We start from the raw sequence: 24,285 nt of genomic DNA, 5'->3' as shown, positions 1-24,285 counted from the left end.
GACAGATCACACTCGATGTAATCAATTGCATAATCAAAGAACTATGTTTCTAATTTTCAATCAAATTTCTCAACCATTTCTTACTTTTAACACGATAAATGGACCCTCCCCATTTAACTAGTTCTTCAGTTAAAAACAGCACATAAATCACTTCTGGCTTCCAACCCCAGTAGATTGCAGCAACAGCAGCGAGTGGAATGCTGATAACCCACTGTGCTATCAGATCTTGGTACAAACAAAATTTTACGTCTCCCCCCGCTCTTAGCACTCCGACTATCGCCATCATTGGAATACAGCGAAGCAATAAACCTAAGCTTAACACCACAATAAATTTGTCGGTCAACGCTCGAGTTTCTGGCGTGAGAGCACTAAACGAGCTAAGCACGAGATCTCGACACAAATACAAAAGGATAGCGACCACAACCGCCACGACCAAGCTAAGTAGCATGATACCAATTGCTTGATAATAGGCTTCATCATACCGTTTCGCGCCAATTTGATTGCCGATCAGTACCGCCGAAGCATTGGCCATACCAATCAGCATCGCCAATGAAATAGATTCTACCGGAGTCATTACTGACAAAGCGGCAAGTCCTTCTACACCTGACTGTCCCATTATTGCGTGATACGCAAAGAGCCCGCCAGCCCAGGCGAGAAAGTTCAGTGTTGTTGGCATCGATAGCCTGAGAAAGCGCACAACCTTATCCACTTTCAATGTGGCCAGGATATCAGAGAAGGAAAACGCCAAAAGATGGTGTTTAAAATGCAAGTAACCGTAAAGACAACCCACTTCGATTGCGCCACTGATAACCGTCGCGATAGCGGCACCTTTGATACCTAGTGCAGGCATGCCGAACTTACCAAAAATCAGCACCCAGTTGAGGAAAATATTTGAAAGAATACCAATCCCACTGAAGAAAGTACTTAAGCCCGGTTGATGAACAGCACGCAACCCTACCGCCATACTCGCTACGCAAGCCACCGCCAGCATCGTCACGGACGAAATCACTAAATACTGACTACCAAGATATTTTACTTCTTCAGAGTCAGTGGTAAGCCCCATAATTTCTTGTGGGAAAAAGACAAACAACAAAACACTAAGAGACGCAAAGATGGTCGCCATAAACCAAGTTAAAGCCGTACTTTCTCTCACACCTTGCTTATTTGCAGCGCCCCAATACTGAGCGGTCAGCATTGCTCCACCCGTCGTGACACCCACCAACATGATTGTGGTGACAAACGTCGCGCGAGCAGCAACGCCAACCGCGGCAATTTCCGCCTCACCAAGCTGCCCTAACATCAGTACGTCGACTAAACTTCGGCTAGAAAACATTATGCTCTGTAACGTGATTGGCAATGCAATCGCGATCAGACGGCGAATAAAGTCGCCTCGAGTATGAGCAATGACTTGGGAGAAAAGCATCGAAAACAACCTCAACTATTTTGGTTGGTCATATTGCCAACGCAGCGGTACATTATATACTCAATTAAAAACAAGAACATACATTTAGGTGCATAATGAAGAAAGTTCTCGTGCTCGGTGCTTCTGGCTATATTGGATCTCAGCTACTCCATCAACTCTGTGAGCAAGGTTACAACGTAACCGCAGCAGCGCGTCAAATCGAGTATCTAAAAGCGAGAACGCTCCCCCACCCACTTCTTACTATCACCTATCTTGATCTCGCCGATCGAGAGGCAACGCTCAAGTTAGTCCCCCAATTTGATATCGTTTACTTTCTTGTCCATGGCATGGCCGAGGGGCATGACTTCGTAGACTATGAAATATCACTGGCAGAGAACTTCACGGCAGCCCTTGATCAAAGCAATGTAGAACAAGTTATCTATCTTAGTGCCATTCAACCTCAGACTGGGAATTCTGAGCACCTTAAAGCCCGCCGTATGACGGGAGAAATCTTAAGAACGAGTCATGTACCAATCACAGAAATAAGGGCGGGCGTGATTATAGGCCCTGGTTCCGCCGCTTTCGAAATCATGCGTGATTTTGTCTACAATCTGCCAGCATTAGTCACCCCCAAATGGGTAGATTCCAAAGCCAACCCCATTGCACTACAAAACCTCAACCATTACCTACTCGAGCTCGCTAAAAGCCCAACCGAAGAACACAAGCTTTATGAAGCAGGCGGTCCTGACATCCTCAGCTATCGAGACCAATTCAAAGTCATTTGTGCTGCCAGTCAGCGCCCATACCGGTTATTTGCCACGCCTCTGCTTACCCCGAAAATTGCATCATATTGGCTAGGAATGGTGACTTCTGTACCATCCAATATTGGTAGCGCTTTATTAGCTGGTCTGGAACATGATTTTGTTGCCGACTCGCGTGAGATTGAACAGCGTTTCCCACAAAAAATGATACGCTTTGAAGAGATGGTGACCACCAGCATCGCACAAGAAGGCAAGTTTGTACGTAGCAAGGTTTGGGGCTTTGACCCAGCGGCATTAAAACGCTGGCAAGCCGGTTATGGTTATTACCCGAAGCAAACGGGAGCAAGTATAGAAACGGTTCTCTCTGCTGAACAGATCTGGCAGGTTGTTAAAACGTTAGGTCGCCTAGACGATCCATACTTCTTTGCCAATTACTTATGGCGAACTCGCGAGTGGCTCGACATCTTCTTTGGCGGGCGTAAACCGATTCGCCGCATGCCAGAAGGACCAGAGCTTAAAGTTGGTGACTTTATCGACTCATGGAAAGTGATACGCTGTGAGAAAAACCAATTTCTATCGCTACTTTTCGGTATGCAGGGTCCGGGACTCGGACGCTTGGAATTCACCATTACAGATTTAGGAGACAAACGAAGCCTCAACATCACGGCTTGGTGGCATCCACAAGGCTTTCGTGGACTACTCTACTGGTTTGCGATGATGCCTGCGCATCTATTTATTTTTAAGGGGATGGTTAAAGCCATCGTGAAAAAGGCAAAACTTAAGGCGCAAGACGGGTAAATCAAAATGCCCAAGTTAACAAAATAACTTGGGCAGTCTGTTTAGACTAAGAACTCACCTTCTCGCTCTGGTTGATAGGTAATGTCTTGTATCGTCACATCGACATTCGAACCATCAGGCTTTGGCCATTGAATGGTATCCCCAATAGACAAGCCCAATAAAGCACTGCCAATCGGTGCAAGAATCGAGACTTTATCAAGGCTATTATTCATATCCTTTGGATAAACCAAGGTCATTTCGAATTCTTTTTTCGTTGCCTCAATCGCAAAACGTACACGCGAGTTCATCGTCACCACATTGGCTGGCATTTCTTGTGGTGCGACGATATTGCCACGCTCTAGTTCCTCTTCTAGTTTTTCTGTTGAAACTGCATTGCGCGGTAAAGATTCAATCAAGTTGTAAATTCTATCTACATCAAGAGATGAAAGGGTAATTTCAGGTTTGATATTCATACTGTCCTCATACAACAAAAATACGCTTACCGTATTTTTTCAAGACATCCTCATACCAAATAAAAGCCTCCAGACTTCGATTAATGAAGTCTGGAGGCTGAATGGTATAAACTGAATTGTCTAACTAGTAATGTGCCGATAAAGATCTGCTTTGGCAAATTAATGTCTTAAAAATGAGCTATCAAACGACATTTCTCACTGTAACCCAGCCATATTGAGGTTCTGATACGATGTAATTTTTATAGATGCCAAATAAAAAGGCCCGTATCACCTAAGCGGAAATCGCCATCGCAATACGAGCCTAAATCTATAATTTAACTAAACTTATTTCAGATTCACGTCTAATAAACCAGAAGCAAGTGCAGGCGCTAAGCCCGGAGTAAGTGGCAAGCGAGGAATCACTAGACAGTGCATTAGGTGGTAAATGTCTTGTTTTCCATCCCATACTACGCTTGTGCCAGCTTGGTTATTTACATCAAGCTCTTGCCACCATGAACAACCTTCGTAGTCGATTAGGTAAGTACGGCAGTAATCCCACCATGTACGGTACCAATCTTCGTATTTCTTCTCACCTGTTACTGCGTATAGCGCGTATGCTGTACCAATCGCTTCAACAGGCGCCCAACGGATACGCTCACGTACAACTGGCTTACCGTCCCAATCAACTGAGTAAACGAAACCTGGTGCGCCATCCACGTGCCATGCGTCACGTACGGTCGCATCAAACAAGCCAATTGCATCTTCTAGTAGCCATGTTGGGCACTCTGCGCCAATTTCTAGCAACGTTGCACGTAGGTGACAAATTAAGCGACCCCACTCAATCCAGTGACCAGGTGTACCGCCGTATGCACGGAAGTGGCTTGCTGGCGTTTCTTTGTTGTAGTCTGGTAGTGGATTCCAGTCAGCATCAAAGTGTTCGTTTACACGGTAGCTCAGGCTCTTCGCTGTTTTGTTGATCATGAACTCAGTGATGTTTAGTGCACGATCTAGCCACTTCTTGTCTTTAGTCACATCGTAAACGATTAGGAATGCTTCCACAGAGTGCATCGCCATGTTACCGCCACGGTAATCTTCCGTTTCAGTCCACGCTTGATCCCATGACTCGTAACACATCTGCTTTTCTTCAACCCAGAAGTGTTTTTCGTACACTGTAATCGCTTCATCAAGTAGAGCGTGTGCACGTGGGTGACCTGTTGTAACCGCACTTGCCGCACCTAGTAGTACGAATGCGTGTTGGTAGCCTTGTTTAGATGAATCAACGATACCCTCGCCTGAGTTATCGATTGTCGCGAACCAACCACCATGAGTGTGGTCTTTTAGTGGACCTTCAAGAGCAGCAATACCGTGCTCGACTAGGTCATACGCACCAGGACGACCCATGTGTGCAGCCAATGCATAACAGTGCAGCATACGTGCAGTGATCCAAAGACGAGTGCCCATCTCTTCACGAATGTTACCGTTGTTACCCACCCAACCAAATCCGTTAGGAACCACTGAACGACGGCCGAATTCAAAGATACGATCGGTTTCAGTATCTAACCAAGAGGTGTGAGATTTGGTGTTAATCCACTTCATATTTGTTTCCTATTATTTCTTATATCTATTTAATTTGGGTATTTAACTTAAGCAGCGATTTACTTGTTTTGAGTTATCAGTTCGCAGCTTGAGTTCGAATTTCTTCAGCTAGGTTGTGTACGTCAAAAAACACCACTTGAATCTGGTTATCCGGTAAGCGGATAAATCCGAGTGCACCTTGACGTCGCAGTAAACCTTCGTTGACGATTTCTAAGTCTTTAACCTGAATACGTAGGCGAGTCGCACAATTGTCGATTCTGCCTGCTACGATGTTCTCAACACCGCCCATTGCTTTAAGGATTTTTTGCGCCTTAGCCTCTAAGTTGCCTTTATCATTAATCATCGACTGTCTCCTATGAGAGAAGCTCCCCGAATAATCAGGGACTTCCCTACTTGTATTACATCGTTAGCTTGTACGACTCTTCGATTTCAGCTTCGCAAGTTCTAATTTGGTTTTGGAATCGATCAAGCCACTGTTTCCCTTCATCGGTTGCATTCGCCTGCCAGTTATCAATCACTGGTTGGGTTGCTTTGACAAACGCTTCTTTCTCTTCCACCGTTGGGTTATAGATCTTGCCGTTAGACTGTTTGAAGATTTCGTACGACGCATACTCATTATGTTTTGGGTATGAGTTTAGGTACTGTTGTTGAGCTTTGATCGCGTCAAGCACAACACGTTTTAGCTCAGGAGATAACGAATTGAATTTCGCATCTGACATCACCCAAGCACCACCCATATAGCCATGACCATCGAGAGTTAAGTAATCTAAACTTTCGTGTAAACGGCTCTGGATAATATCGACGATTCCATTCTTGGTCCCCTCTACAACACCCGTTGATAGTGCCGTATATACCTCTGGAAACGCGACTGGTGTTGGAGCCCCGTCTAGCTCGCGTACTAAATCCTGTTGGATCTTCGCCGGTACCGTACGAATTTTTAAGCCAGCCACATCTTCTGGTTTACGTATTTCTTTTTCGCTAGTAGCGAAGTTACGCCAACCGCCTGAGTTCGCGACCATCATTAAACGTACATTTGGTGCCTTTTTAAGAACATTGGTACGCACATCAGCCATAAACTGGTCGTTACCATAAACACACTCAGCTACACGGTCATTTGGCAGAAGATAAGGCAAATCAAATGATTCTGCCGGATTCCAGTAATAAGCGATTTCAGAGACTGTCGTTGGGAAATAATCAAACATCCCCGCTTGAATTCCTGCAATGCACTCTTTACCAGACCCACATAACTGCCCCGAACCATAAATGTTCACCTTCAACTCACCATTGGAACGCGTCTCAAGGTGGTTCTTAAACACAAGTAGCGACTGGTTGTTGTAGCTCTCTGGTGATGTTAGATGAACCACATTAAATTCAACGGCTGCCGAAACTGCTGTGCTAGCGAACATTCCTGCTGTCGTTAATAATGCAAATAGTGTCTTTTTCATTCCATTGTCCTCACACAATTCTTGTTAAGCGGCACCGCGTGCAGTGCCGCATCCTCAAGTTGGGTTACATGATGCCCGCTAGTTGAGGTAGACCGATTACCAATGACGGGAAGAACGAAATCAGGAAGATGATTGCCATTTCTACGATGAGGAATGGAATGATTTTCTTAGAGATTTCAGATACAGATACCTTCGATACACCTGATGCTACGAACAGTACTAGACCCATTGGTGGAGTTGCCAAACCGATAGAAAGGTTTGCACACATAACCACACCAAAGTGAACTGGGTCGATACCCGCTGCTGTCATGATTGGCGCGAAAATCGGAGCAAAGATTAGGATTGCAGGACCCGCGTCTAAGAACATACCAATGATGAATAGCAGTACGTTGATAATGGCGAACAATAAGTAAGGGTTATCAGTAATACCATTCATGAAATCAGCAACCATGGTCGAAACACCAGATAGACTGATTAGCGATGCAAAACCACTTGCCGCTGCAACGATGATAAGAATCGATGCTGCGTTCACTGCTACTTTCGCGAACAGTGCGTAAGTTGCTTTAACGTTAGTTGCTTTAATGATGTATAGAGAAACTACGATTGCGTAAGCTACTGCTACTGCTGCCGCTTCTGTTGGTGTAAAGATACCACCGTAAATACCACCAAGAATGATCACTGGCGTCATTAGCGGAACAATCGCTAGACGGAATGCTTGGCGACGCTCCATCGCTGGTGCACGTTCCATTGCTTGTACTTGCGGGTATTTTTTGATCTGGAAGTGGTTCATGATCATAAGACCCACACACAGAATGATACCAGGAGTCACACCTGCCAAGAACATCGCAGCTACTGACGTGTTCATTACAAACGCGTAGATAAGCATGATGCCTGATGGCGGAATGATGTTACCAAGTACCGTAGCAGCAGCAGTCAGTGCCGCTGAGTAACCCGTATCGTAGTTGTACTTCTTCATTTCAGGAAGCAACATGCCGCCGATTGCAGAGGTCGCAGCTACCGCTGAACCTGTTAGTGCACCGAAGATTGTCGCCGCAAGAATAACAACGTGACCTAGACCACCGCGCAAGTGCTGAACCATTGTCTGAGCAAACGCGATGATACGTGGTGTGATGCCACCCGCTGTCATACACTCACCCGCCAACATAAAGAATGGTAGAGCAAGTAGTAAGAAGCTATCTAAGCCCGAGTAAAGACGTTGGTAAAGCATGTTCGCAAACAACATTTGGTCGTTTTGGAACAGAGTGATCATTGGGGAAAGACCCAATGTAAATAGTACTGGTACGCCGACGATAAGCAGTACTAAGAAATAGACTAGAAAGATTGGAGATACCATAGTTTAACGCCTTCTTAAGATGCTACTTTAGGTTCTAGGTTCGCGTCTTTTTTGCTTTCAGTCGCGTTAGAACTTTCTTCTTCGATTATTGCTGCTTCATAAAGAGCAACCGTCGCTTGGCTTTGAGAAACGTCAGTAAAATCTCCTAACATGCCACGAATAGACTGGATACACTTCTGTAGCGCATAAACGCAAGTGACAGCCATCATTACTGGTGGAATGATGTAGATTACGTACATTGGGATTGGCAGACTGTCAGCCATTACTGAACCAGTGTTGTAGAAGTTCCAACCAAATTTAATCCAAACAGCAAACACTAGGATTGCCGAAATGTGGCCAACCAGACCTAAGAATGAAAACACGCGTGGCGCTTTTTTCTCTAGAATTTCAGTCACGAACGTCATTGCGATGTTTTTGTCGGCCAAGTACACGAACGGTAGGCAGAGATAAGTCATGTAGATCATCAAGAAACGAGCCATCTCATCAGTCCAGCTTAAAGGCACGTTAAGTACATAACGGAAGAGTACTTGAGCGACAACCATCACCGTCATCACGAGAAGTAATACACCAGCAACATGGCGCAAAACTTTCGCAAGTGGAGTAGTCACTGTATTCAATGCTTTTTCTATTGTTGTTAGCATAGAATCACCATCTTTTTTTTATAGGGCTTGGGATAATTGGGTGCCGAGGTAAATAGCACCCAAGTCATTTTTATAATTATGCTTTGCCGTTTGAACCAAACAGGCGAATTTTGTGGCGAACCACTTCTTTCATTGATGCGATACCAGTATTCATCACGTCTGCAAGTACGTAGTCTTTCGCGTTTGCTTGCCAGTGCGCTTGTACACCGTCAATAAAGCCTTGGCGTAATTCAGTATCAACGTTGATCTTCGCTACACCGCGTTTTACCGCTTCAATAACTTGATCATCTGGCACACCAGAACCACCGTGAAGAACGATTGGTTTTTGTACTGCTTCTTTGATTTCTGACAGGCGGTCAAATTTCAATTGTGGGGTTGTTTTGTAAACACCGTGCGCTGTCCCGATTGAAACAGCAAGGTAGTGAACGCCAGTACGCTCAGAGAAATCCAGTGCTTCTGCAACCGTGGTGATCATTGCGTCTTTTTCATCAACTGTGATGTCATCTTCTGTGCCGCCGATCTTACCGATCTCACCTTCCGCACCTAAACCTAGCGCGTTCGCTACGTCTACCACAGCTTTAGTGATGCGTACGTTCTCTTCAAAATCTAGCGCTGAACCATCGAACATAAGCGATTGGAAATCACAGGTCGCAGCTTGCATACATTGCTCGAACTTACGGCTGTGGTCTAGGTGAACACACACTGGCACAGTGATTTGGTGATATTCAATTAATGAGTCAATCGCAGTACGAAGTGGTTTCATACCCATTTCGTTAATTGCTTTTTGACCAATTTGAATCATGATTGGCGATTGCTCTTCTTGAGCCGCTAATAGCACTGCTTTGATCGTTTCTAGGTTGTGAGCTGTGAAAGCACCGATTGCATAACCGTTTTTCCACGCTTCATTAATCATTGTGTTACCAGATACGTAAGCCATTTTATTTCCTTGTAATACTTTTAGTCTCTCGACTCTAATTTTGCTAAGACAGAAGTTACCAATCCAAGTTGTCAATTTCTGTTAGATGGATAACACTTTCTGTCACTTTAATGACATTCATTGCCATAAATGTACACGAAGTCACAAAACACTCAACAAGCATAAATTTCTGCTAGAACTCAATATCTCACCGTTTGTTATTTAATTATAACTGACTGTTTCAACGAAATATTGACGACAAAACTCACCAGCACAAAAAGCGCCCTACCCCTTTAGAATTAGGGCATCTACAACAATCTATTACTTATTAATATTCGTGATTTCGCTATTTGACCCTTCATTTAGACAATGAAGGTCTGTTGCGTTTTCATGGTCTTTGGTAATCAAAATAATTGAAAAACCATGCATCTAGGCAATGAGAAATCGATAGTTCCAAAGGAACAATAAGCAACAAAAAACATAAAAAATGTCATAAAATGTTGCTTAATCTTCATCTTAGATAACTAATTTACGATCCGTTTTTATTTCACTTTTGGTTCAAGACCTGAACTTACGCGTAGCTGCTCAAGTACCGCTGTCCAGTCTTGACGACCACGACCTGCCGCACGAGTTAGGTTGTACATTTCACGAGCCGCAGCGCCACAAGGCATTGGCACGTTAACTTGGTTAGCAAGATCCAGTGCAATACCGATGTCTTTATGCGCTAGGTCAACCATGAATACTGGCGATAGGTCACCTGCTAGCACCTTACCTGGCCAAGTGGTTGTAAAGTGGCCTTTACCTGCAGGCGTGCCGCTCATCACTTTCATTGAGGTTTCCCAATCCAGACCAATGGCTTCAGAAAGCGTTGCGGCTTCAGCAGAAAGTGCATTTAGAGCAATACTCATGTAGTTATTGATGATCTTAACGCGGATACCTTTACCTGCGCCGCCACAATCAACCGTCTCATTACCCATACAATCAAACAGCGGCTTAGCGCGCTCTACTTGTTCTTTTGTGCCACCAGCCATGATAAGTAGCTCACCACGAACAGCATGCTCAGAAGTGCGGCCTACTGGTGCTTCCATCATTGAGAAGCCAAGTTCTGTCATTTGTTTAATTAGGCTGTCAGTCTCAAGCGGGTGAATCGTCGACATGTCGATAAGTAGTGCATTTTTATCGAGTGTCGTCGTAACACCGTTCTCACCCAAGATGACATTTTTAACTAGCGTACCGTTTGGCAGCATAGTGACAACGAATTCCGAATCTAATGCCGCATTAGCAGGAGATCTCGCTGCTGTAGCGCCTTGTTCAACTAGCTGCTGGACTGCATCTTGGTTGATGTCAAAAACTTTTACTGAGTGGCCGCCCTTGATTAAATTCAGCGCCATTGGCGTACCCATTTGACCCAAACCAATAAATCCAATAGTAGACATTGTTCTTTCCTTCACGTTAGCGATTAAGTTGAGACAAATATAAACATAAATTGACATTGCAACCGTAACAAATGTCACATTTTGTTGTTTTTTGTTTGTTTTGGTCGTTTTGTGATTACAGTCCTAGTTAAATGTCTAAATGTGAATATACTGCAGACATTAATTTGCGAAGTCGCAATCCAATAAAGTAAACGTTAAAGAGAAGAACATTATGACAATTGCATGTTTAGGTATTACGGTTCTAGACCGTATTCAACGTGTAGCCACTTTGCCAACAACTGGCGGAAAATACGTAGCTAAAGACTACTTCGAAGTTGGCGGAGGCCCTGCTGCAACAGCGGCTGTCGCAGTTGCTAAGATGGGTCACCAAGTCGATTTTATCGGTCGTGTTGGTCAAGATGGCGTGGCAGATACCATGCTATCTGAGCTGGCTAGCTATGGTGTAAACGTTAATAAAGCAGTGCATGTGGCCGGCGCTTCTTCGGCATTCTCAGCCGTTTTGGTTGATGATGAAGGTGAGCGAATGATCATTAATTACCAAGATCAATCACTCAGCCGCGATCCAAAGCAACTTGAAACTATCGACTTTTCACAGTACAAAACCATACTCACTGACGTACGTTGGCCAGAGGGTGCAAAGTACGCTTTAGAGCAAGCGAAAAAACACAATATCCCTTCTGTACTAGACGCAGACCTTTCACCAGATCCTATTGACGAGCTTGTGAAACTAGCCGATCATGTGGCGTTCTCTGAGCCTGGCCTTGAAAAATTCACTGGCAGCAGTGACCCAATTGAAGGTCTTAAAATCGCTAAAAAACAAACAGATGGCAAAGTTTATGTTACAGTAGGTTCACAGGGCTGCTACTGGCTAGAAGGTAACGAAATTTGTCATGAGCCAGTAATCAAAGTTGATGTGGTGGACACGACTGGTGCAGGCGATGTTTTTCATGGTGCTTTAGCGGTTGCGGTCGCAGAATCGAAACAAAGCCGTGAGGCGATTGTTTTCTCAAACCTAGTAGCAGCGTTAAAATGCACTAAAAGAGGTGGTCGAGAAGGGATCCCGGCTAGATCAGAAGTGGACCAAAAACTTCAGAAATAAACAAAAAAGAGGATTAAAGTGACTAATCCCAGACAAGATAAATTAATTCAGCTCGTCAATGACAAAGGCTATTACAGCGTCGAAGATCTCGCAGAGCTTCTTGAAGTTTCTACACAGACCATCCGCCGTGATATTAAAAAGCTCAGCGACGCTCGCTTTGTGATCCGCCACCACGGTGGTGCAAGTTCGCCAGCGACAAAAAATAATCTCGACTATGAGGTTCGAAAAGTATCCGATACCGAGCAAAAGCATGCCATGGGCAAAGCAATTGCTGATTTGATACCTGATGGTTCTACCGTATTTATTTCGATTGGTACGACAACAGAAATCATCGCGAGCCACTTAGCGACGAAAAGTAATCTACAGGTCATCACCAATAGCCTACGTGTAGCTAGTGTTCTGCACACTAACAAGTCTATTGATGTATTGATCCCTAGCGGCAAAGTGAAGGCATTCAATGGCGGTATTGTTGGTACTGAAGCCATGGAGTTCATTTCTAACTTCCGCTTTGATTACTTAGTAACAAGCGCAGCATCGATCGATGTCGATGGCACACTGTTAGAATACGATCTCAACGAAACCGTATTCACCCAAACAGTGATGAAGGCAGCACGCCATGTGTTAGTGGCGATGGACTCAAGCAAGTTCATTCCAAAAGGGTCTATTACCCTTGCTAACATCAAAGACGTTGATTACTTCTTTACTGACTCGAAGCCTAGCCCAGCCATTGAAACTGCGGCTAGACAGGGCGAAACAGAAGTGGTTATCTGCTCATAGATACGCGGTGTTGTGAACGCATTAACGTAAAAAGCGACTTATCTAAGTCGCTTTTTTATACCTATTACAACCACTTGTAATAAATAAAGAAAAGGCCCTCTAAGGGCCTTTTCTAATTGTGCTTCAACATCATTTTCTTTAGAGCTATTTGATTGAGAAGCGGTGAATCGTCTTCTCTTCAAACAACTCACCAGGGTTAAGACGAGTCGTTGGGAAATGCACGTTGTTTGGGCTATCTGGATAGTGCTGTGTTTCCAAACACATACCATGGCAAGACTCATAACGCTCACCGTTACGCCCTACCCAATGCTTGTTTGACAGCTTAAATCCATTGTAAAACTGTACAGCTGGCTGCGTAGTGAGAACCGTCATCATGCGTCCACTTTGCGGCTCATAAAGCTCCGCCGCATAGCTGTACTCTCCTTCTGTTCTCGAGCCATCGAGGATACAGTTGTGGTCAAAGCCGCCTAACGGCATCATCGCTTTATTCAAAGCAATCTGTTTGGTCTCGGTGAAATCGAGACCCGTTCCCTTAACCGACAGAATTTCACCGGTTGGAATGGAGTTATCATCAACCGGAGTGTAAAACTGGGAATAAAGCTTCAATTCATGTTGATCAACTGTACCTGAATCATGACCCGCTAAGTTGTAGTAACTATGGTTAACTAAATTAACAACCGTAGGCTTATTAGTAAAAGCTTGGAAGTTATAGTGAACTTGATTGAATTCATCTAAACCGATGGTGTGAGTCACATTCAAAGTGCCACCGTAACCTCCTTCACCATCGAGCGATACTCGCGTTAGATGAACGTATGTTGCCTCTTCTTGTTCCTCAATTTCAAAATCCCATACGTACTTATCAAAACCTTTCGCACCACCGTGAAGGTGTTGCCCAGTTGGCGCTTCATTGGTTTCTAATTGAAACACTTCGCCATCGAGATCATAACGACCCTCTGCAATACGGTTAGCATAACGACCCGCTACCGCACCAAAGAAAGGATGCCCGCCAAGGTATTTTTCTAGGCTTTCGTAACCAAGCACAACATCTGCTGGCACACCATTGCGATCTGGCACTTTAATTGAAGTAACAATACAGCCATAGTTAGTCAACTGCAGTGAGATACCTTGGCTGTTGGTCAGCGTAATCAGTTTTACCGGTGCAGTTTGACCTTCAACCTGTCCCCAATTTTCAATCTTCAGTTCCACGTAGTTACCTCATTTATCCGTTTTATCTTATTCGCCAACTGATACCATCACTATCACTTAGCATTTCTATTTGTACTATCTAAACTGTTTCACTCTGCTCTTTCGTTCCCACTGAGCAGCGAATACCGCGTTGATTAAAGTAGTTGGCAATTTCGCTCACTCGAGCCTGAAATTCATGGCGGTCGAATTGCAGTGATTGCATTTTGTAAGGCAGACCCAACGACTGGTATTTGTCCTCACCCAAGCGCATAAAACTCAGCAACTGCAAGATACTAACTCGACCATCAAGTTCCTGCTCAATAAAGTCAGCAGTAGCTGAAATATTGCCATTATCGTCATTGATAGTTGGTATCACTGGTATCCGTAAAATCAGCGCTTTGTCGAGTTTACTCAGCGCTTTTAAGTTATTAAAAATCTTACGATTATCAACGCCGGTGTATTGCTTATGTTTGGCACTATCCATTAACTTGAGATCAGAAATAAACAGGTCCGTATAAGGCAGAACCTTTTCAATCCGGTTCCAATTGACATAGAAGCTCGACTCAAGACAGGTATGAATCCCCTCTTCCTTACAGGCTTTAAACAACTCAACCACAAAATCACTTTGCAGCAAAGGTTCTCCGCCAGAAACCGTCACTCCACCGCCTGAACGGTCATAAAATCCGCGGTCTTTACGTATCAGATCCATACACTCATCAACGGACATCGACTCGCCCCACTGCTTTATTGCTTCCGAAGGACACTCCTCGACACAATTCAAGCAGCTGGTGCACTGGTGTCTATCGATCTGCTGCAACATGGCGTCGGAATAGATCAGCATTTTATTATCAGGACAGACATCAAAACATGAGCCGCAATGTTCAGTGGAAATGCATTTGTTGTGGTAAACGCCGACTTCAATATCGCGTTTAAAACTTTCGGGGTTGCCACACCAATCACAGCGCAAAGGGCAACCTTTAAGAAATATTTCGGTACGAATACCCGGTCCATCATGCAGCGTGAACCTTTGGATATTTAGCACTATCGCCTGGTTTGACACAATTCACCTCAACCTAGTGTTAAAACGTGAAAACCCAAACCACTCATAATCCCAGATACTAGTGGGCAATGGTTTGGGTATCACTATGGGTTAATTAGAATCGTAGTTCTGTACGTTGTATCAAATCGTCCTGCAGCGGTTTACCCAGCTCAACAAAGTAAGCACTGTAACCAGCAACTCGCACCAACATATCGCGATAAAGCTCTGGATTCTTTTGCGCTGCGCGCATTTTTTCCGAACTCATGATATTGAATTGTACGTGCATGCCCTGCTTACCGATGTACTCATCAACAAAGCTGAGCAGAATATCGCGACCTTCAACACCCGAAACGGCATCTTCAGGGAAACGTAGGTTTAGTAGCGTACCGTTTGTTGCCAAACTATGGTCCACTTTGGTGACGGAGTTGATCACTGCCGTTGGGCCGCTAATATCGTGTGAGCCACCCGCGGTATGCACCGGTCCCATATTGTCCGAGATTGGCTCACCGTTTTTGCGTCCATCCAATGATGCGTTAGTGTATAACCCCATCCCTACGTTAGCGTTTACAGTGTAAACACCCGGGCTGAACTTACCACCACGTGGGTTTTGGCGACCTTTAATATGACGGCAGTAACATTCAAACATGTAGTTAAATAGCTCATCCGCTTCGTCGATATCATTACCAAAGTGTGGGATCTTCGAGCTATTAACCAAGGCATACAGTTTTTGGTGACCATCCCAGTTATCTTTTACCGCGTCTAACAGCTGTTTACCTGTGTATTTCTTATCATCAAACATGAGCTTTTTGATGCTCGCCAATGAGTCAGCACAACTAGCAATGCCCGCCGCTTGTGGGGCTGTGCCATTGTATTTAACGCCGCCATAAGTCATGTCTTTACCTGACTCGATACACCCTTCAAAGAACGCTGAAATGTAAGGCGTTGGTTTTATCATTCGATGCATCTTGTCAGTAATGTTTAGGCAGCTACACAGTTGGTCACACCAATAAGCAAACTGCTTGTCCACACTCTCTAACACTTCTTCAAATGATTGATAAGTTTCAAGGCTGCCAGTATCCGGGCCAAGCTGCATGCCAGCATTAGGACCCGACAAAATACGACCACCGTTGATCACCATTTCCATCATTTTCACGGTGTTCACATAGCCCGCATCCAGCCAGCCGTGTTCTTTACCTGGAATCGTCGGCTCAACACAGCCCACAACCGCGTAATCGCGCGCTTCTTCAAGCGTCACGCCTTTACCTTGCATCGCTTTAATCGCTGGACCATCATTGAACAATTTCGGATGACCGTAGCCTGCGCGAATACATTCAATGGTTTTTACTTTAAGCTCATATGGCGTTTGATCGTGTAAACGCACGCACACCCAAGGGTTCATCATGCGTGTATGCACAGATGCTTCAAGCATCAGCATGGTTAGATCGTTAGTGGCATCGTTACCTTGCTGATCAACACCGCCAATCGTTAAGCTTTCACCACCAAAGCCACGACCATTGCGCACCTTAACTGTGCCTTTGTCTTTCAGCTTGGTTGGGTTGTTCATCTTAACGTAAAGCACCTCCAGCACTTCTAAAACAAACTCTTTGGCCACGCCGTTTTCAGCGCGATCTTTGGCATAGAACGGTAGCATCCACTGGTCCATACGACCGTAAGAAATGGAGTGACCATTGCCTTCTATTTGCGTCATCGTCACAGCAAAGTTGAACAACTGAGCCGCTTGCCAGAATGTTTGCGGTACGCCACCAGCAATTTGGTAACAGTTCGCCGACATCGCTTGCAATTCTTGCTTACGAACTTCATCAGACTCGGCGAACGCCATGTCTTCCGCAAGCAGCGCGTAACGGGTGATGTATTTAATCGCCGCTTCTAGCGCAATAATGGTTGCGGTGTAGTAATCACGCTTATCACCATAATCTGGATCTTGTTTTGAAAGCCCAGCAAAAGCTTGTTGTGCCTGCTCTAATACGCCATTGTAGCCAAGCGTCATCAGCTTATTGAAGTCCATTGCGAAGTGACCAATACCAGCAAAATGATAGTTGTTGGTTTGGAACACTTTCTCACCCATGTGAGAACCTTTCTTCTGATCGTCATCTAAGTTTGCGGTGATGAACTCATTGGCGCTCTTACCTTTCCAGTAAGCGCACAACTCAAGAATTTCCGCTCGCTCTTGCTCATTACGAATATAAAACTGATCGTTTGAGCGTTCTTCAAATGGCGAGTTAAGAATTTCGTCGATGATCCAGTCAACTGAGAACTCAGGATAGATTGGCGATGCTTTGGCAGGCGCTGCAATTTCACCTAAGATCAAATCTTCGTCGTAGATGTGCAACGTGCTGTTAAGCAGAATATTTTGAAACGCCAACGCACATTGCACAATACGTGGCATAGTTTCATTGTCACGATACGCTTCTGTTACTAAACGCAATCTTTCCACATCAATGTCGTATGGACGATCTAAGAACGTTTGGCGCAGACGATTCACGCGTGGGAACGGAGACCAATCCGCATGCCCTACTTCGTAACCCAAACCATAAACCTTATCAAATGCCTCTGTGCCGATTGCATCTGTGTGAGAGGTTGTTTTCAGTTCAAACAACATCTCTTTGTCTGCTTGGAAGTTTTCCATAGCTAACCTCATAAAATAAAGAATCAAGATGCCAATGCTCAATTCTTTGAACTCACAACGGTTCAAAGTCACTATTTAAACATTGGCATTTTGACTGCTCGCAATGCCCGAAACTACTGAGGTTGATTATACGAAAGAGGTAGAAATTGTATGGGAGGATGGTCACAAAGCGAAACCATACAAACAAAAAACAACAAAATGTGACACAAATAATGGTAATTAATTATAATAAATCTATAGTGATCGTACATTCACTAAGCTCTAAACATGGATTTATGGACACCACGATAATTCTTATTTCGCTGATCATCGCACTAGCAGGCTTTACTCAAGGCTTGACTGGCTTTGGCTCAGCACTCGTTTCCGTACCTTTGCTGTCACTGATTGTCGGTGCTCAAACGGCGGTTCCTATTGCAGGTATTTTCGGCTGGTTGGTGACATTACCAATCGTGTGGAAAATGCGACATTCTATTCAACGTCAGACAGGTTTGATCCTGTTTGCAGGCTCAGTACCCGCTTCTTTTGTCGGCGCAAAACTGCTAGCAAGCATGCCATCGCAGTACATTCTATTGACGATGGGTGCGGTATTAATTATTTCTAGTATCCACTCGCTACGTGCGACTAAGCCTTTGTTTAAAGAGGCTTCAATGCCATTAACGATTGGTGCAGGTTTTACTTCAGGCGTGCTTGGAGCGAGCGTCGGTGAGTCAGGTCCACCAGTGATTGCCTACACATCAATGCAGCCTTGGACAGCAGACCAAACCAAGTCGACACTGGCGTTCTTCTTTATGTTGCAAATGATCGGTGCCAACGTAAGTTTCTGGAATGAAGGGTTGATTACTGAGGAAGTTATTTCGCACGTTTTATCGGCAATGCCAGCGTTTGCACTTGGTTTAGCAGGCGGTATGATTGGCTACCACTTCCTGCAGAAGTACAAAATCGACTACCACAAAATCGTACATAGTTTCTTGTTAGTGATGGGCTTTATGCTGGTGTTCAAAAATGTAAGTTTTTAGACATTTTGGTGTTTTGGTCAGTAGTTGGTAAAACGGCACTCATGGTGAGTGTCGTTTTTGTTTTTTGCATTGCTAATGCTGCACCTATGCGGGCGAGAATCAACATAACTTACTGCTGATATGCTGCGACGATCGCCTTGAGGCGTTCTATGTCAACAGGGATCAAAGTCGATTTATCATCTTGCTTTTTAATCAAACCTTCATCAATTAGCTCACGTATAACTCGCGCATAAGCTCGCTCTGTACACCCAAACCGTTCTGCTTCTTGGTACATATACGCATGGTTGAACCACGGTGTTTGCGCTGAATGTCTATGGATCAAATCTTGAATAATATTGAATTTCAAAGGATACAATGCCCGCTCTAACGCAATAGTCATTGTAAACTGTTGAATAGTCGCAATGCGATGATTAAGCCAAAAAGCAGCTTTACTTTCTTGCAGCAAGAAATCCCTTAAACGATCCGCAGGAATTACCGCAAGCTCTAGTTTATCCGTCGCAATCATGTCGAAGGAGCTCGGTTTTCTAGAAAAATATTCAACTTCACCAAAGAGGTTATCTGTTAATGAGTAATCACCCAAGCTAAGACTTTTACCATTCTCAGCGGTATGCCTAATCATAAATTTAGCAGGGGCCGCCCAATACACTTCATTCATTGTTTGGTGCTGTTTAATAATGTAATCGCCCTGACAAATCGAAATCGTTCGTAATGCTTGTTTATTTACAAAACATCGAAAAACATCATAGCCTTCCTGCAGCAAAGCCTCATCCATATTAGATTTTTCTCTTAAGTTTTATATTTGTCTGTGGTAATGCCCGATCCAGACAATTGTCATGTTTTCAACACCCTGCAATAAGTTAAATTCTCTCGCAAGTCCCACCCGCCCACGGCTAACAACAAAGATTTACACCTAGCAACGAGGGTTGTGTGTGGGGTTCAACGATATCACTAGTTTCTAATTTTTAGTATCTGGAGCAACATGAAAACTCACCGAAATCACTCTATCATGCTCGCAAGCATCTCGATGGCTTTGATTGTCCTAAGTCCATTAGCGATTGATATATATCTACCCGCATTTAATGACATTGCATCATCTTTGAAGGTTGAACAGTCAAACCTTCAAGCATCAATTACCTTTTTTATGATCTCTTTAGGGATTGGACAACTTATTGTTGGGCCACTATCAGACAAATATGGTCGAAAGCCAATTGCCTTTTTCGGAATCTGTGTCTACATGGTTAGCTCAATCGTTGTGTATTACGCACAATCCATTGATGTTCTTCTGACTGCTCGCTTTATGCAAGGTTTTGGGGCAAGCGCGACAACCGTTGTCGCATTCGCTTTAGTAAAAGATAATTTTAACGCCTCACAAAGCAGTCATATGATTAGCTATCTTAATGGCGCAATGGCGAGTGTTCCCGCTTTAGCCCCAACATTAGGGCATTGGCTCACCGTGAACTTTGGCTGGAGGTCAAACTTTGCCTTTCTCGCGCTATGTAGCTTGGTTGTTGGAATTCTGGTGTGGCGATTCGTTCGCGAGTTACCCCAAGTCAAGCAGAAACACCAGCCAGTAACGAGTGATTTTCAAAGTTTTATTACGATATTGAAAATGCCCATATTTCTCTTTCATGCATCGCTATGTGCTCTCACCACAAGTGCCGTGCTGGCCTACATTACTTCTGCACCGATTTGGTTGGTGTCAAATATAGGATTAGAGGCTTCTGAATTCACCTTTTGGTTTACCGTGAATGCTGTCATTAATATAGTAGCCTATATCGTCACCCCATTAGCTATAAATAAACTCGGCCGACGTAATGTATTACGACTCGGCTTAGCCCTAACGATAACATCAGGGATTTTACTTCAGGCATTAGCTTACAATTTAACGGCTTGGGGGTTTATGCTGCCTATTTTTATAGCTTCTATCGGTTTTGCCTGCATTATTGCACCCTCCGCTGCTCAGGCATTAAGTCTATACCCAACGAAAGCGGGTACGGTTGCTGCGCTATTGGGCTTTATACAGCTAAGTGGCAGCGGTCTTGTGACATGGGTAACTCAGACTCTTAACATCAATATCCCCGACTTAGTAACCCTCCATATGTGGCTATTGATACCCGCTTGCGTTGTACTTTTTGGCAGACATAGAAACTATGTATTCCAAGCAGAATAAGCATTTCCATAGTTTATTGTGTGGGGCACTTTAGGGAATATAGACCGAAGTCTAAGTGGATTTGAAGCAATCATTAGCTATTAGTTTTATACCCAAGTAACCTCGAGATGCTAGCTTCAGCGAGAATGACTTGGTTGTAGACGCGGCGGCGATTTAAAGGTCTAGTGGGTCTAAATCAAGAATCGACAACAAAGTAAACAAGCCAAGACAACTCGCCCTTTGGGAGCGTGTCATTGACCCGATTGCTGCGTCAAACAACTTGGAAAGAGCTGGCTATTACGCTGCGTTGTTTTCCTTGAAATCGAATCAATGACAACGCTCTGAATCCTGCATTTTGAAGTCACTTGGGTATAGATTCAAGCTATCTGGTGTTCATCATTACAGTCAAACTGGGCAGATGATTAAAATTGTGGCGTTGGTATGTCCCGCTTAAGACTTAATCATATTTCTCTTACTGCTCCGTAAGCTGTCCAGTTACTCTTTGTCTTACCAAAGAGTAACTGGAAAGGCGCTTTTGTCTCTCTGGCTTTGTCCAGCCGGTTTTAGGCGTTCCCGACCCCGAAAACCTAAAAATGCTATCCTGCATTTTTGCTTATTGTTGTGGTTATGTGGGCTAGAACGTTTTTGGACAGAAATGTTTTAGGTCTATCGTTCTAAAACACTTGTTCCAGATTAGAAAAAGTATCTTGATACCTTAAATGCTTTGTTATTTTCACATTGTTCACACGTATGCATACTAAAATTATTCCTTGCCCTTATAATATCCATCGAGTGGCTTAGAGGTATGATTTAAATGAAGAAACTGCGAGTTCCATACGACATTATCGGTGTTAGAGAGGCTGCAATGGACTCTGTTCGTGACGAAATGCAGACTTTCAGTTTTACTGCCGAATATGACAAATTGAAGAAAACAATATTAAGCTTGTCTACATTCTCTATTTTCATGGTCTCATTCAATATCACGACCCCATTAACAATCTCAACAGGGGTAGCTTCTGTTAGTGTAGGAAACCTTACCCTTTTCTTCGTGCTTCTTTTTATTTATCAACTGTATACTCTGAAGTGCTTACGAGATGAATTCGACTTACTTTCTGAAAACTCAGTCGCTTCATTGAAGCAGACTTATTATTTTTATTTGCTCTGCCGAAGAGCCGCTTTAAAGTTCAAAGAACAGGATTTAGTCAAAAATCATGCTGACTTTGAGTTCACAATGCACGGTATTCAGATTGGCAGAGTTATGCATCATGCCCCTGCATTAACCTATGAGTTTCAAAATGAAAACCAATTAGCTCTTTGGCAAGAAAAGCTCAGTGCTGGTTTCAGTTTCCACAAGCTAAGACACGGTAATAAATGGCAAATTTTCTTGAGTGATGCAAAAACTTCAGATAAAGATATTGAGTTTTGGCACAAGAACAAAAAGCGACTTTTCACAAAGCGTAAACCAGTACACAACCACTACTACATACCTTTGGTTTACTCTGCTGTGGGGCTGATTACGACATTAATAATGATTTTCCCAAAATTTCGAGAATGGATTGTCGCATTATTCTGATATTTGCTTCGTGAACATAACGCTTATTAGTCGACAAACTGTCGTCTTTTCATTCTTTAATAATGCACTCTTAGTCATATTGGTTCAATTAACTATCAATTAGTTAAAGTAAGACAAGGGATACTAAGCTGCAAATTGTCGCCTAAAAACGGGAACGCTAACTACTCAGCTCAAGTGGATAAGTTTGAGTAGGTCAAACTCAGATTAACAAGATATGAATGAGTAAGAGATCTAACACTAAATGGGGCACAGGCTTTTCAGAAGAAAAGCCTGTTTCAGCACCTGTCAGCAGTCTGTTTTCTCAGATAACCTCAGAGCGTCTTCTAGTTCAACGCCAAGGTATCGAATTGTGTTATCTAGCTTCGAATGTCCAAGTAAAATCTGTACGACCCTGATGTTTTTCGTTCTGGCATATATTAACGTGGCTTTGGTGCGGCGCATTGAATGAGTGCCGTAATAGTCAGCGTTCAGTCCCAGTTTTACAGCCCAGTTCCTGATAATTGAACGATAGAATGAGTAGCTGATAGGTTGCCCAAAGCGTCGGCTACTCGGGAATAGAAAACTGCTTGCCTCTAGGCATGCTGCAAAAATCCATCGGCTAATACTTTGCTGTGTTCTCGGAGTAATCTCATAGTGGACATCGGTGCCAGTTTTTTGCTGAATGCACTGAACCCTTTCATAGATAATTCCTTGCGAAGAAACATCGTAAACGTGTAGCTTTAGTAAATCACTCGCTCTTAACTTGCTATCTATAGCTAGGTTCAGTAGTGCGAGCTGCATCAGATCATTTTCAATCTCCAGCCTAGTTCTGATCCGCCAGATCTCTTCAAGCTTAAATGGCCTTTTGATGCCACTGCATTTTCCAGAAGATAACTTTCTCATGATGACCTCCTCTCAGTGTTTTGGTCAACATGAAGTTTGGCAGTCAAATTTAGTAGGGTTTAGGAAGCTCTGAAACGTCGGGGGACATAATCAATTTAGATTAAGTAATACCATGGTTAATGCATTGCGCACCTGCCAATGTAGAGGCATGACGCGCCGTAACATTGGCCTGGTTTTGCGAATTATTAGAGTCGATAGTTCACGAGTCGTTTCTCGTCATATTCGGCATCTGGCCCAACATACCAGACTTCCCAAAATGGAACGTATCAAGCTGGGCTCGCGGGGTTGAACTGGACTTGATCGAGCTTGTATGCAGAGCATCATCTTTCGTGCTGGCGGCGTAAAGCTGACCCGAGAATGGGATGCTTGTGTCGTAGTTCTCAAACCACCTCTCCATCGCTTCCGTCAATTCTTTATCTGATTTATCTACATGCGCCAAAAATGCGCTATGGTTTGCAAAGAGCCTTAAGTCATGGACTAAATTCGGGATCTTTTCATCAGGAAATGCAGCGGCCATCAAGATCCCTGGAATTTTTTCATACCATAAATTACATACAGTCTGAAAAGAAGTCCCCAACTCTTTCATCTGGCCTGGTTTAACATAGCGCATTGTAAATCCAAATAATGCAGGGCCCTCTTCTCCTCCGCCATCAGCTTTAATAAAACCAGCCATGCTTTTCTTAAAATCGTAACGCACACATGGAATATTCTGAGTCTCAGCAAGTGTATCCTTATCCCAACCACCATACACAATCAGTGTATCAGGATCTTCTGCTGTGCTTTTATAAGTAGCCCATAACGGTTCACTCTCACTTGGTCGGTCCCAATCGTTAGCGAAAGCATTTGCACTCTTAACCCAAATAACATGCCAGTAAACCAATGGATCTTCTTTGTCAGGAAATGCAAAGATAGCTTTAACGTCTGGATTGCTCTCGTAGACAGACTTGGAAAACGCTTGATACTGGATCTTAAACTCTTCTAACATGCCATCCTTGATACGACGCTTGCCGTAAATGATGACTGGCGTTGTTTCAGCTGCCCCAGTAGGAGCCTTTGCTTCACCGCGCACCTGCGGAGCCGAGTTATCTATCTTTTCATTTTTTGCTAATTTCATATCTGCTCCAAGTAAAGCTTGTCT

General features: G+C 43.9%; 21 protein-coding genes. 6 read left to right on the top strand and 15 right to left on the bottom strand.

Features of this window, described 5'->3' with window-relative positions; genetic code table 11:
- Window positions 1-49: 49 nt before the first annotated feature.
- Complete coding sequence (locus IRQ95_RS03415) at window positions 50-1,423, bottom strand: MATE family efflux transporter (RefSeq protein WP_194435598.1); 1,374 nt, start codon at window positions 1,421-1,423, stop codon at window positions 50-52.
- A gap of 95 nt (window positions 1,424-1,518) precedes the next feature.
- Here IRQ95_RS03415 and IRQ95_RS03410 point away from each other — a divergent pair, with 95 nt between their 5' ends.
- Window positions 1,519-2,961, top strand: a complete 1,443-nt coding sequence (locus IRQ95_RS03410; protein ID WP_194435597.1) for a DUF2867 domain-containing protein — start codon at window positions 1,519-1,521, stop codon at window positions 2,959-2,961.
- A 41-nt stretch (window positions 2,962-3,002) separates the two neighbouring features.
- Here the strand turns inward: IRQ95_RS03410 and rnk are convergent, their stop codons facing one another.
- From rnk to yihU, 8 genes are all read right to left on the bottom strand, one after another.
- Window positions 3,003-3,413 (bottom strand): nucleoside diphosphate kinase regulator, encoded by a 411-nt coding sequence (gene rnk, locus IRQ95_RS03405; protein ID WP_194435596.1) that lies wholly within the window; start codon window positions 3,411-3,413, stop codon window positions 3,003-3,005.
- A 324-nt stretch (window positions 3,414-3,737) separates the two neighbouring features.
- Window positions 3,738-4,988: an AGE family epimerase/isomerase gene (locus IRQ95_RS03400; RefSeq protein WP_194435595.1), complete on the bottom strand. Its 1,251-nt coding sequence runs from the start codon at window positions 4,986-4,988 to the stop codon at window positions 3,738-3,740.
- A gap of 76 nt (window positions 4,989-5,064) precedes the next feature.
- Entirely contained in the window at window positions 5,065-5,331 is a 267-nt protein-coding gene (locus tag IRQ95_RS03395; protein ID WP_194435594.1) for a PTS sugar transporter subunit IIB, read from the bottom strand.
- A gap of 55 nt (window positions 5,332-5,386) precedes the next feature.
- Entirely contained in the window at window positions 5,387-6,433 is a 1,047-nt protein-coding gene (locus IRQ95_RS03390) for a TRAP transporter substrate-binding protein (protein ID WP_194435593.1), read from the bottom strand.
- Between the two features lie 64 nt (window positions 6,434-6,497).
- Complete coding sequence (locus tag IRQ95_RS03385; RefSeq protein ID WP_194435592.1) at window positions 6,498-7,787, bottom strand: TRAP transporter large permease; 1,290 nt, start codon at window positions 7,785-7,787, stop codon at window positions 6,498-6,500.
- Window positions 7,788-7,801: 14 nt separating this feature from the next.
- Window positions 7,802-8,428, bottom strand: coding sequence for a TRAP transporter small permease (locus IRQ95_RS03380; RefSeq protein ID WP_194435591.1), 627 nt, complete (start codon window positions 8,426-8,428; stop codon window positions 7,802-7,804).
- Window positions 8,429-8,504: 76 nt separating this feature from the next.
- The gene (locus IRQ95_RS03375; protein WP_194435590.1) at window positions 8,505-9,365 is read right to left on the bottom strand and encodes a class II fructose-bisphosphate aldolase; all 861 of its coding nucleotides are present in this window, start codon (window positions 9,363-9,365) and stop codon (window positions 8,505-8,507) included.
- Window positions 9,366-9,886: 521 nt separating this feature from the next.
- Window positions 9,887-10,780, bottom strand: coding sequence for a sulfolactaldehyde 3-reductase (yihU, locus tag IRQ95_RS03370; protein WP_194435589.1), 894 nt, complete (start codon window positions 10,778-10,780; stop codon window positions 9,887-9,889).
- 211 nt (window positions 10,781-10,991) lie between these two features.
- Here yihU and IRQ95_RS03365 point away from each other — a divergent pair, with 211 nt between their 5' ends.
- Window positions 10,992-11,879 carry a PfkB family carbohydrate kinase gene (locus IRQ95_RS03365; RefSeq protein WP_228481186.1) on the top strand — a complete coding sequence of 296 codons (888 nt, stop codon included), beginning with the start codon at window positions 10,992-10,994 and terminating at the stop codon, window positions 11,877-11,879.
- 18 nt (window positions 11,880-11,897) lie between these two features.
- On the top strand, window positions 11,898-12,656 hold the full coding sequence (locus IRQ95_RS03360) for a DeoR/GlpR family DNA-binding transcription regulator (RefSeq protein ID WP_083627253.1): 759 nt from the start codon (window positions 11,898-11,900) through the stop codon (window positions 12,654-12,656).
- A 144-nt stretch (window positions 12,657-12,800) separates the two neighbouring features.
- Here IRQ95_RS03360 and IRQ95_RS03355 read toward each other — a convergent pair whose 3' ends face one another.
- The 3 genes from IRQ95_RS03355 to hpfG all read right to left on the bottom strand — a co-directional run bounded on the left by IRQ95_RS03355 (window position 12,801) and on the right by hpfG (window position 17,527).
- Window positions 12,801-13,862, bottom strand: coding sequence for a galactose-1-epimerase (locus IRQ95_RS03355; protein ID WP_194435588.1), 1,062 nt, complete (start codon window positions 13,860-13,862; stop codon window positions 12,801-12,803).
- Between the two features lie 79 nt (window positions 13,863-13,941).
- On the bottom strand, window positions 13,942-14,901 hold the full coding sequence (gene hpfH, locus IRQ95_RS03350) for a (2S)-3-sulfopropanediol dehydratase activating enzyme (protein WP_194435587.1): 960 nt from the start codon (window positions 14,899-14,901) through the stop codon (window positions 13,942-13,944).
- A 94-nt stretch (window positions 14,902-14,995) separates the two neighbouring features.
- A complete protein-coding gene (gene hpfG / locus IRQ95_RS03345) occupies window positions 14,996-17,527 on the bottom strand; it encodes a (2S)-3-sulfopropanediol dehydratase (protein WP_194435586.1) in 2,532 nt (843 codons plus the stop codon).
- A 275-nt stretch (window positions 17,528-17,802) separates the two neighbouring features.
- Between hpfG and IRQ95_RS03340 the strand changes: the two genes are divergently transcribed.
- Window positions 17,803-18,543, top strand: coding sequence for a sulfite exporter TauE/SafE family protein (locus tag IRQ95_RS03340; RefSeq protein ID WP_161987039.1), 741 nt, complete (start codon window positions 17,803-17,805; stop codon window positions 18,541-18,543).
- A gap of 109 nt (window positions 18,544-18,652) precedes the next feature.
- Here IRQ95_RS03340 and IRQ95_RS03335 read toward each other — a convergent pair whose 3' ends face one another.
- A complete protein-coding gene (locus tag IRQ95_RS03335) occupies window positions 18,653-19,315 on the bottom strand; it encodes a Crp/Fnr family transcriptional regulator (RefSeq protein WP_194435585.1) in 663 nt (220 codons plus the stop codon).
- A 207-nt stretch (window positions 19,316-19,522) separates the two neighbouring features.
- Between IRQ95_RS03335 and IRQ95_RS03330 the strand changes: the two genes are divergently transcribed.
- On the top strand, window positions 19,523-20,713 hold the full coding sequence (locus tag IRQ95_RS03330) for a Bcr/CflA family efflux MFS transporter (RefSeq protein ID WP_194435584.1): 1,191 nt from the start codon (window positions 19,523-19,525) through the stop codon (window positions 20,711-20,713).
- A 793-nt stretch (window positions 20,714-21,506) separates the two neighbouring features.
- Window positions 21,507-22,265: a hypothetical protein gene (locus tag IRQ95_RS03325; protein ID WP_194435583.1), complete on the top strand. Its 759-nt coding sequence runs from the start codon at window positions 21,507-21,509 to the stop codon at window positions 22,263-22,265.
- Between the two features lie 285 nt (window positions 22,266-22,550).
- On the opposite strand, the gene IRQ95_RS03320 is transcribed toward IRQ95_RS03325, so the two are convergent.
- Together IRQ95_RS03320 and IRQ95_RS03315 are read right to left on the bottom strand one after the other, a co-directional pair.
- A complete protein-coding gene (locus IRQ95_RS03320) occupies window positions 22,551-23,147 on the bottom strand; it encodes a tyrosine-type recombinase/integrase (RefSeq protein WP_194435582.1) in 597 nt (198 codons plus the stop codon).
- A gap of 199 nt (window positions 23,148-23,346) precedes the next feature.
- Window positions 23,347-24,261, bottom strand: coding sequence for a hypothetical protein (locus tag IRQ95_RS03315; protein ID WP_194435581.1), 915 nt, complete (start codon window positions 24,259-24,261; stop codon window positions 23,347-23,349).
- Window positions 24,262-24,285 lie beyond the last annotated feature (24 nt).

The organism is Vibrio fluminensis (assembly GCF_015278125.1).
GTDB lineage: Bacteria > Pseudomonadota > Gammaproteobacteria > Enterobacterales > Vibrionaceae > Vibrio > Vibrio fluminensis.
This window is presented reverse-complemented; position numbering and strand designations above follow the sequence as displayed.

Bases quoted from the DNA above. Each gene is read 5' to 3' on its own strand.
- IRQ95_RS03415 (WP_194435598.1), bottom strand. From the start codon at position 1,423: ATGCTTTTCTCCCAAGTCATTGCTCATACTCGAGGCGACTTTATTCGC.
- IRQ95_RS03410 (WP_194435597.1), top strand. From the start codon at position 1,519: ATGAAGAAAGTTCTCGTGCTCGGTGCTTCTGGCTATATTGGATCTCAG.
- rnk (WP_194435596.1), bottom strand. From the start codon at position 3,413: ATGAATATCAAACCTGAAATTACCCTTTCATCTCTTGATGTAGATAGA.
- IRQ95_RS03400 (WP_194435595.1), bottom strand. From the start codon at position 4,988: ATGAAGTGGATTAACACCAAATCTCACACCTCTTGGTTAGATACTGAA.
- IRQ95_RS03395 (WP_194435594.1), bottom strand. From the start codon at position 5,331: ATGATTAATGATAAAGGCAACTTAGAGGCTAAGGCGCAAAAAATCCTT.
- IRQ95_RS03390 (WP_194435593.1), bottom strand. From the start codon at position 6,433: ATGAAAAAGACACTATTTGCATTATTAACGACAGCAGGAATGTTCGCT.
- IRQ95_RS03385 (WP_194435592.1), bottom strand. From the start codon at position 7,787: ATGGTATCTCCAATCTTTCTAGTCTATTTCTTAGTACTGCTTATCGTC.
- IRQ95_RS03380 (WP_194435591.1), bottom strand. From the start codon at position 8,428: ATGCTAACAACAATAGAAAAAGCATTGAATACAGTGACTACTCCACTT.
- IRQ95_RS03375 (WP_194435590.1), bottom strand. From the start codon at position 9,365: ATGGCTTACGTATCTGGTAACACAATGATTAATGAAGCGTGGAAAAAC.
- yihU (WP_194435589.1), bottom strand. From the start codon at position 10,780: ATGTCTACTATTGGATTTATTGGTTTGGGTCAAATGGGTACGCCAATG.
- IRQ95_RS03365 (WP_228481186.1), top strand. From the start codon at position 10,992: ATGACAATTGCATGTTTAGGTATTACGGTTCTAGACCGTATTCAACGT.
- hpfG (WP_194435586.1), bottom strand. From the start codon at position 17,527: ATGGAAAACTTCCAAGCAGACAAAGAGATGTTGTTTGAACTGAAAACA.
- IRQ95_RS03340 (WP_161987039.1), top strand. From the start codon at position 17,803: ATGGACACCACGATAATTCTTATTTCGCTGATCATCGCACTAGCAGGC.
- IRQ95_RS03335 (WP_194435585.1), bottom strand. From the start codon at position 19,315: ATGGATGAGGCTTTGCTGCAGGAAGGCTATGATGTTTTTCGATGTTTT.
- IRQ95_RS03330 (WP_194435584.1), top strand. From the start codon at position 19,523: ATGAAAACTCACCGAAATCACTCTATCATGCTCGCAAGCATCTCGATG.
- IRQ95_RS03325 (WP_194435583.1), top strand. From the start codon at position 21,507: ATGAAGAAACTGCGAGTTCCATACGACATTATCGGTGTTAGAGAGGCT.
- IRQ95_RS03320 (WP_194435582.1), bottom strand. From the start codon at position 23,147: ATGAGAAAGTTATCTTCTGGAAAATGCAGTGGCATCAAAAGGCCATTT.
- IRQ95_RS03315 (WP_194435581.1), bottom strand. From the start codon at position 24,261: ATGAAATTAGCAAAAAATGAAAAGATAGATAACTCGGCTCCGCAGGTG.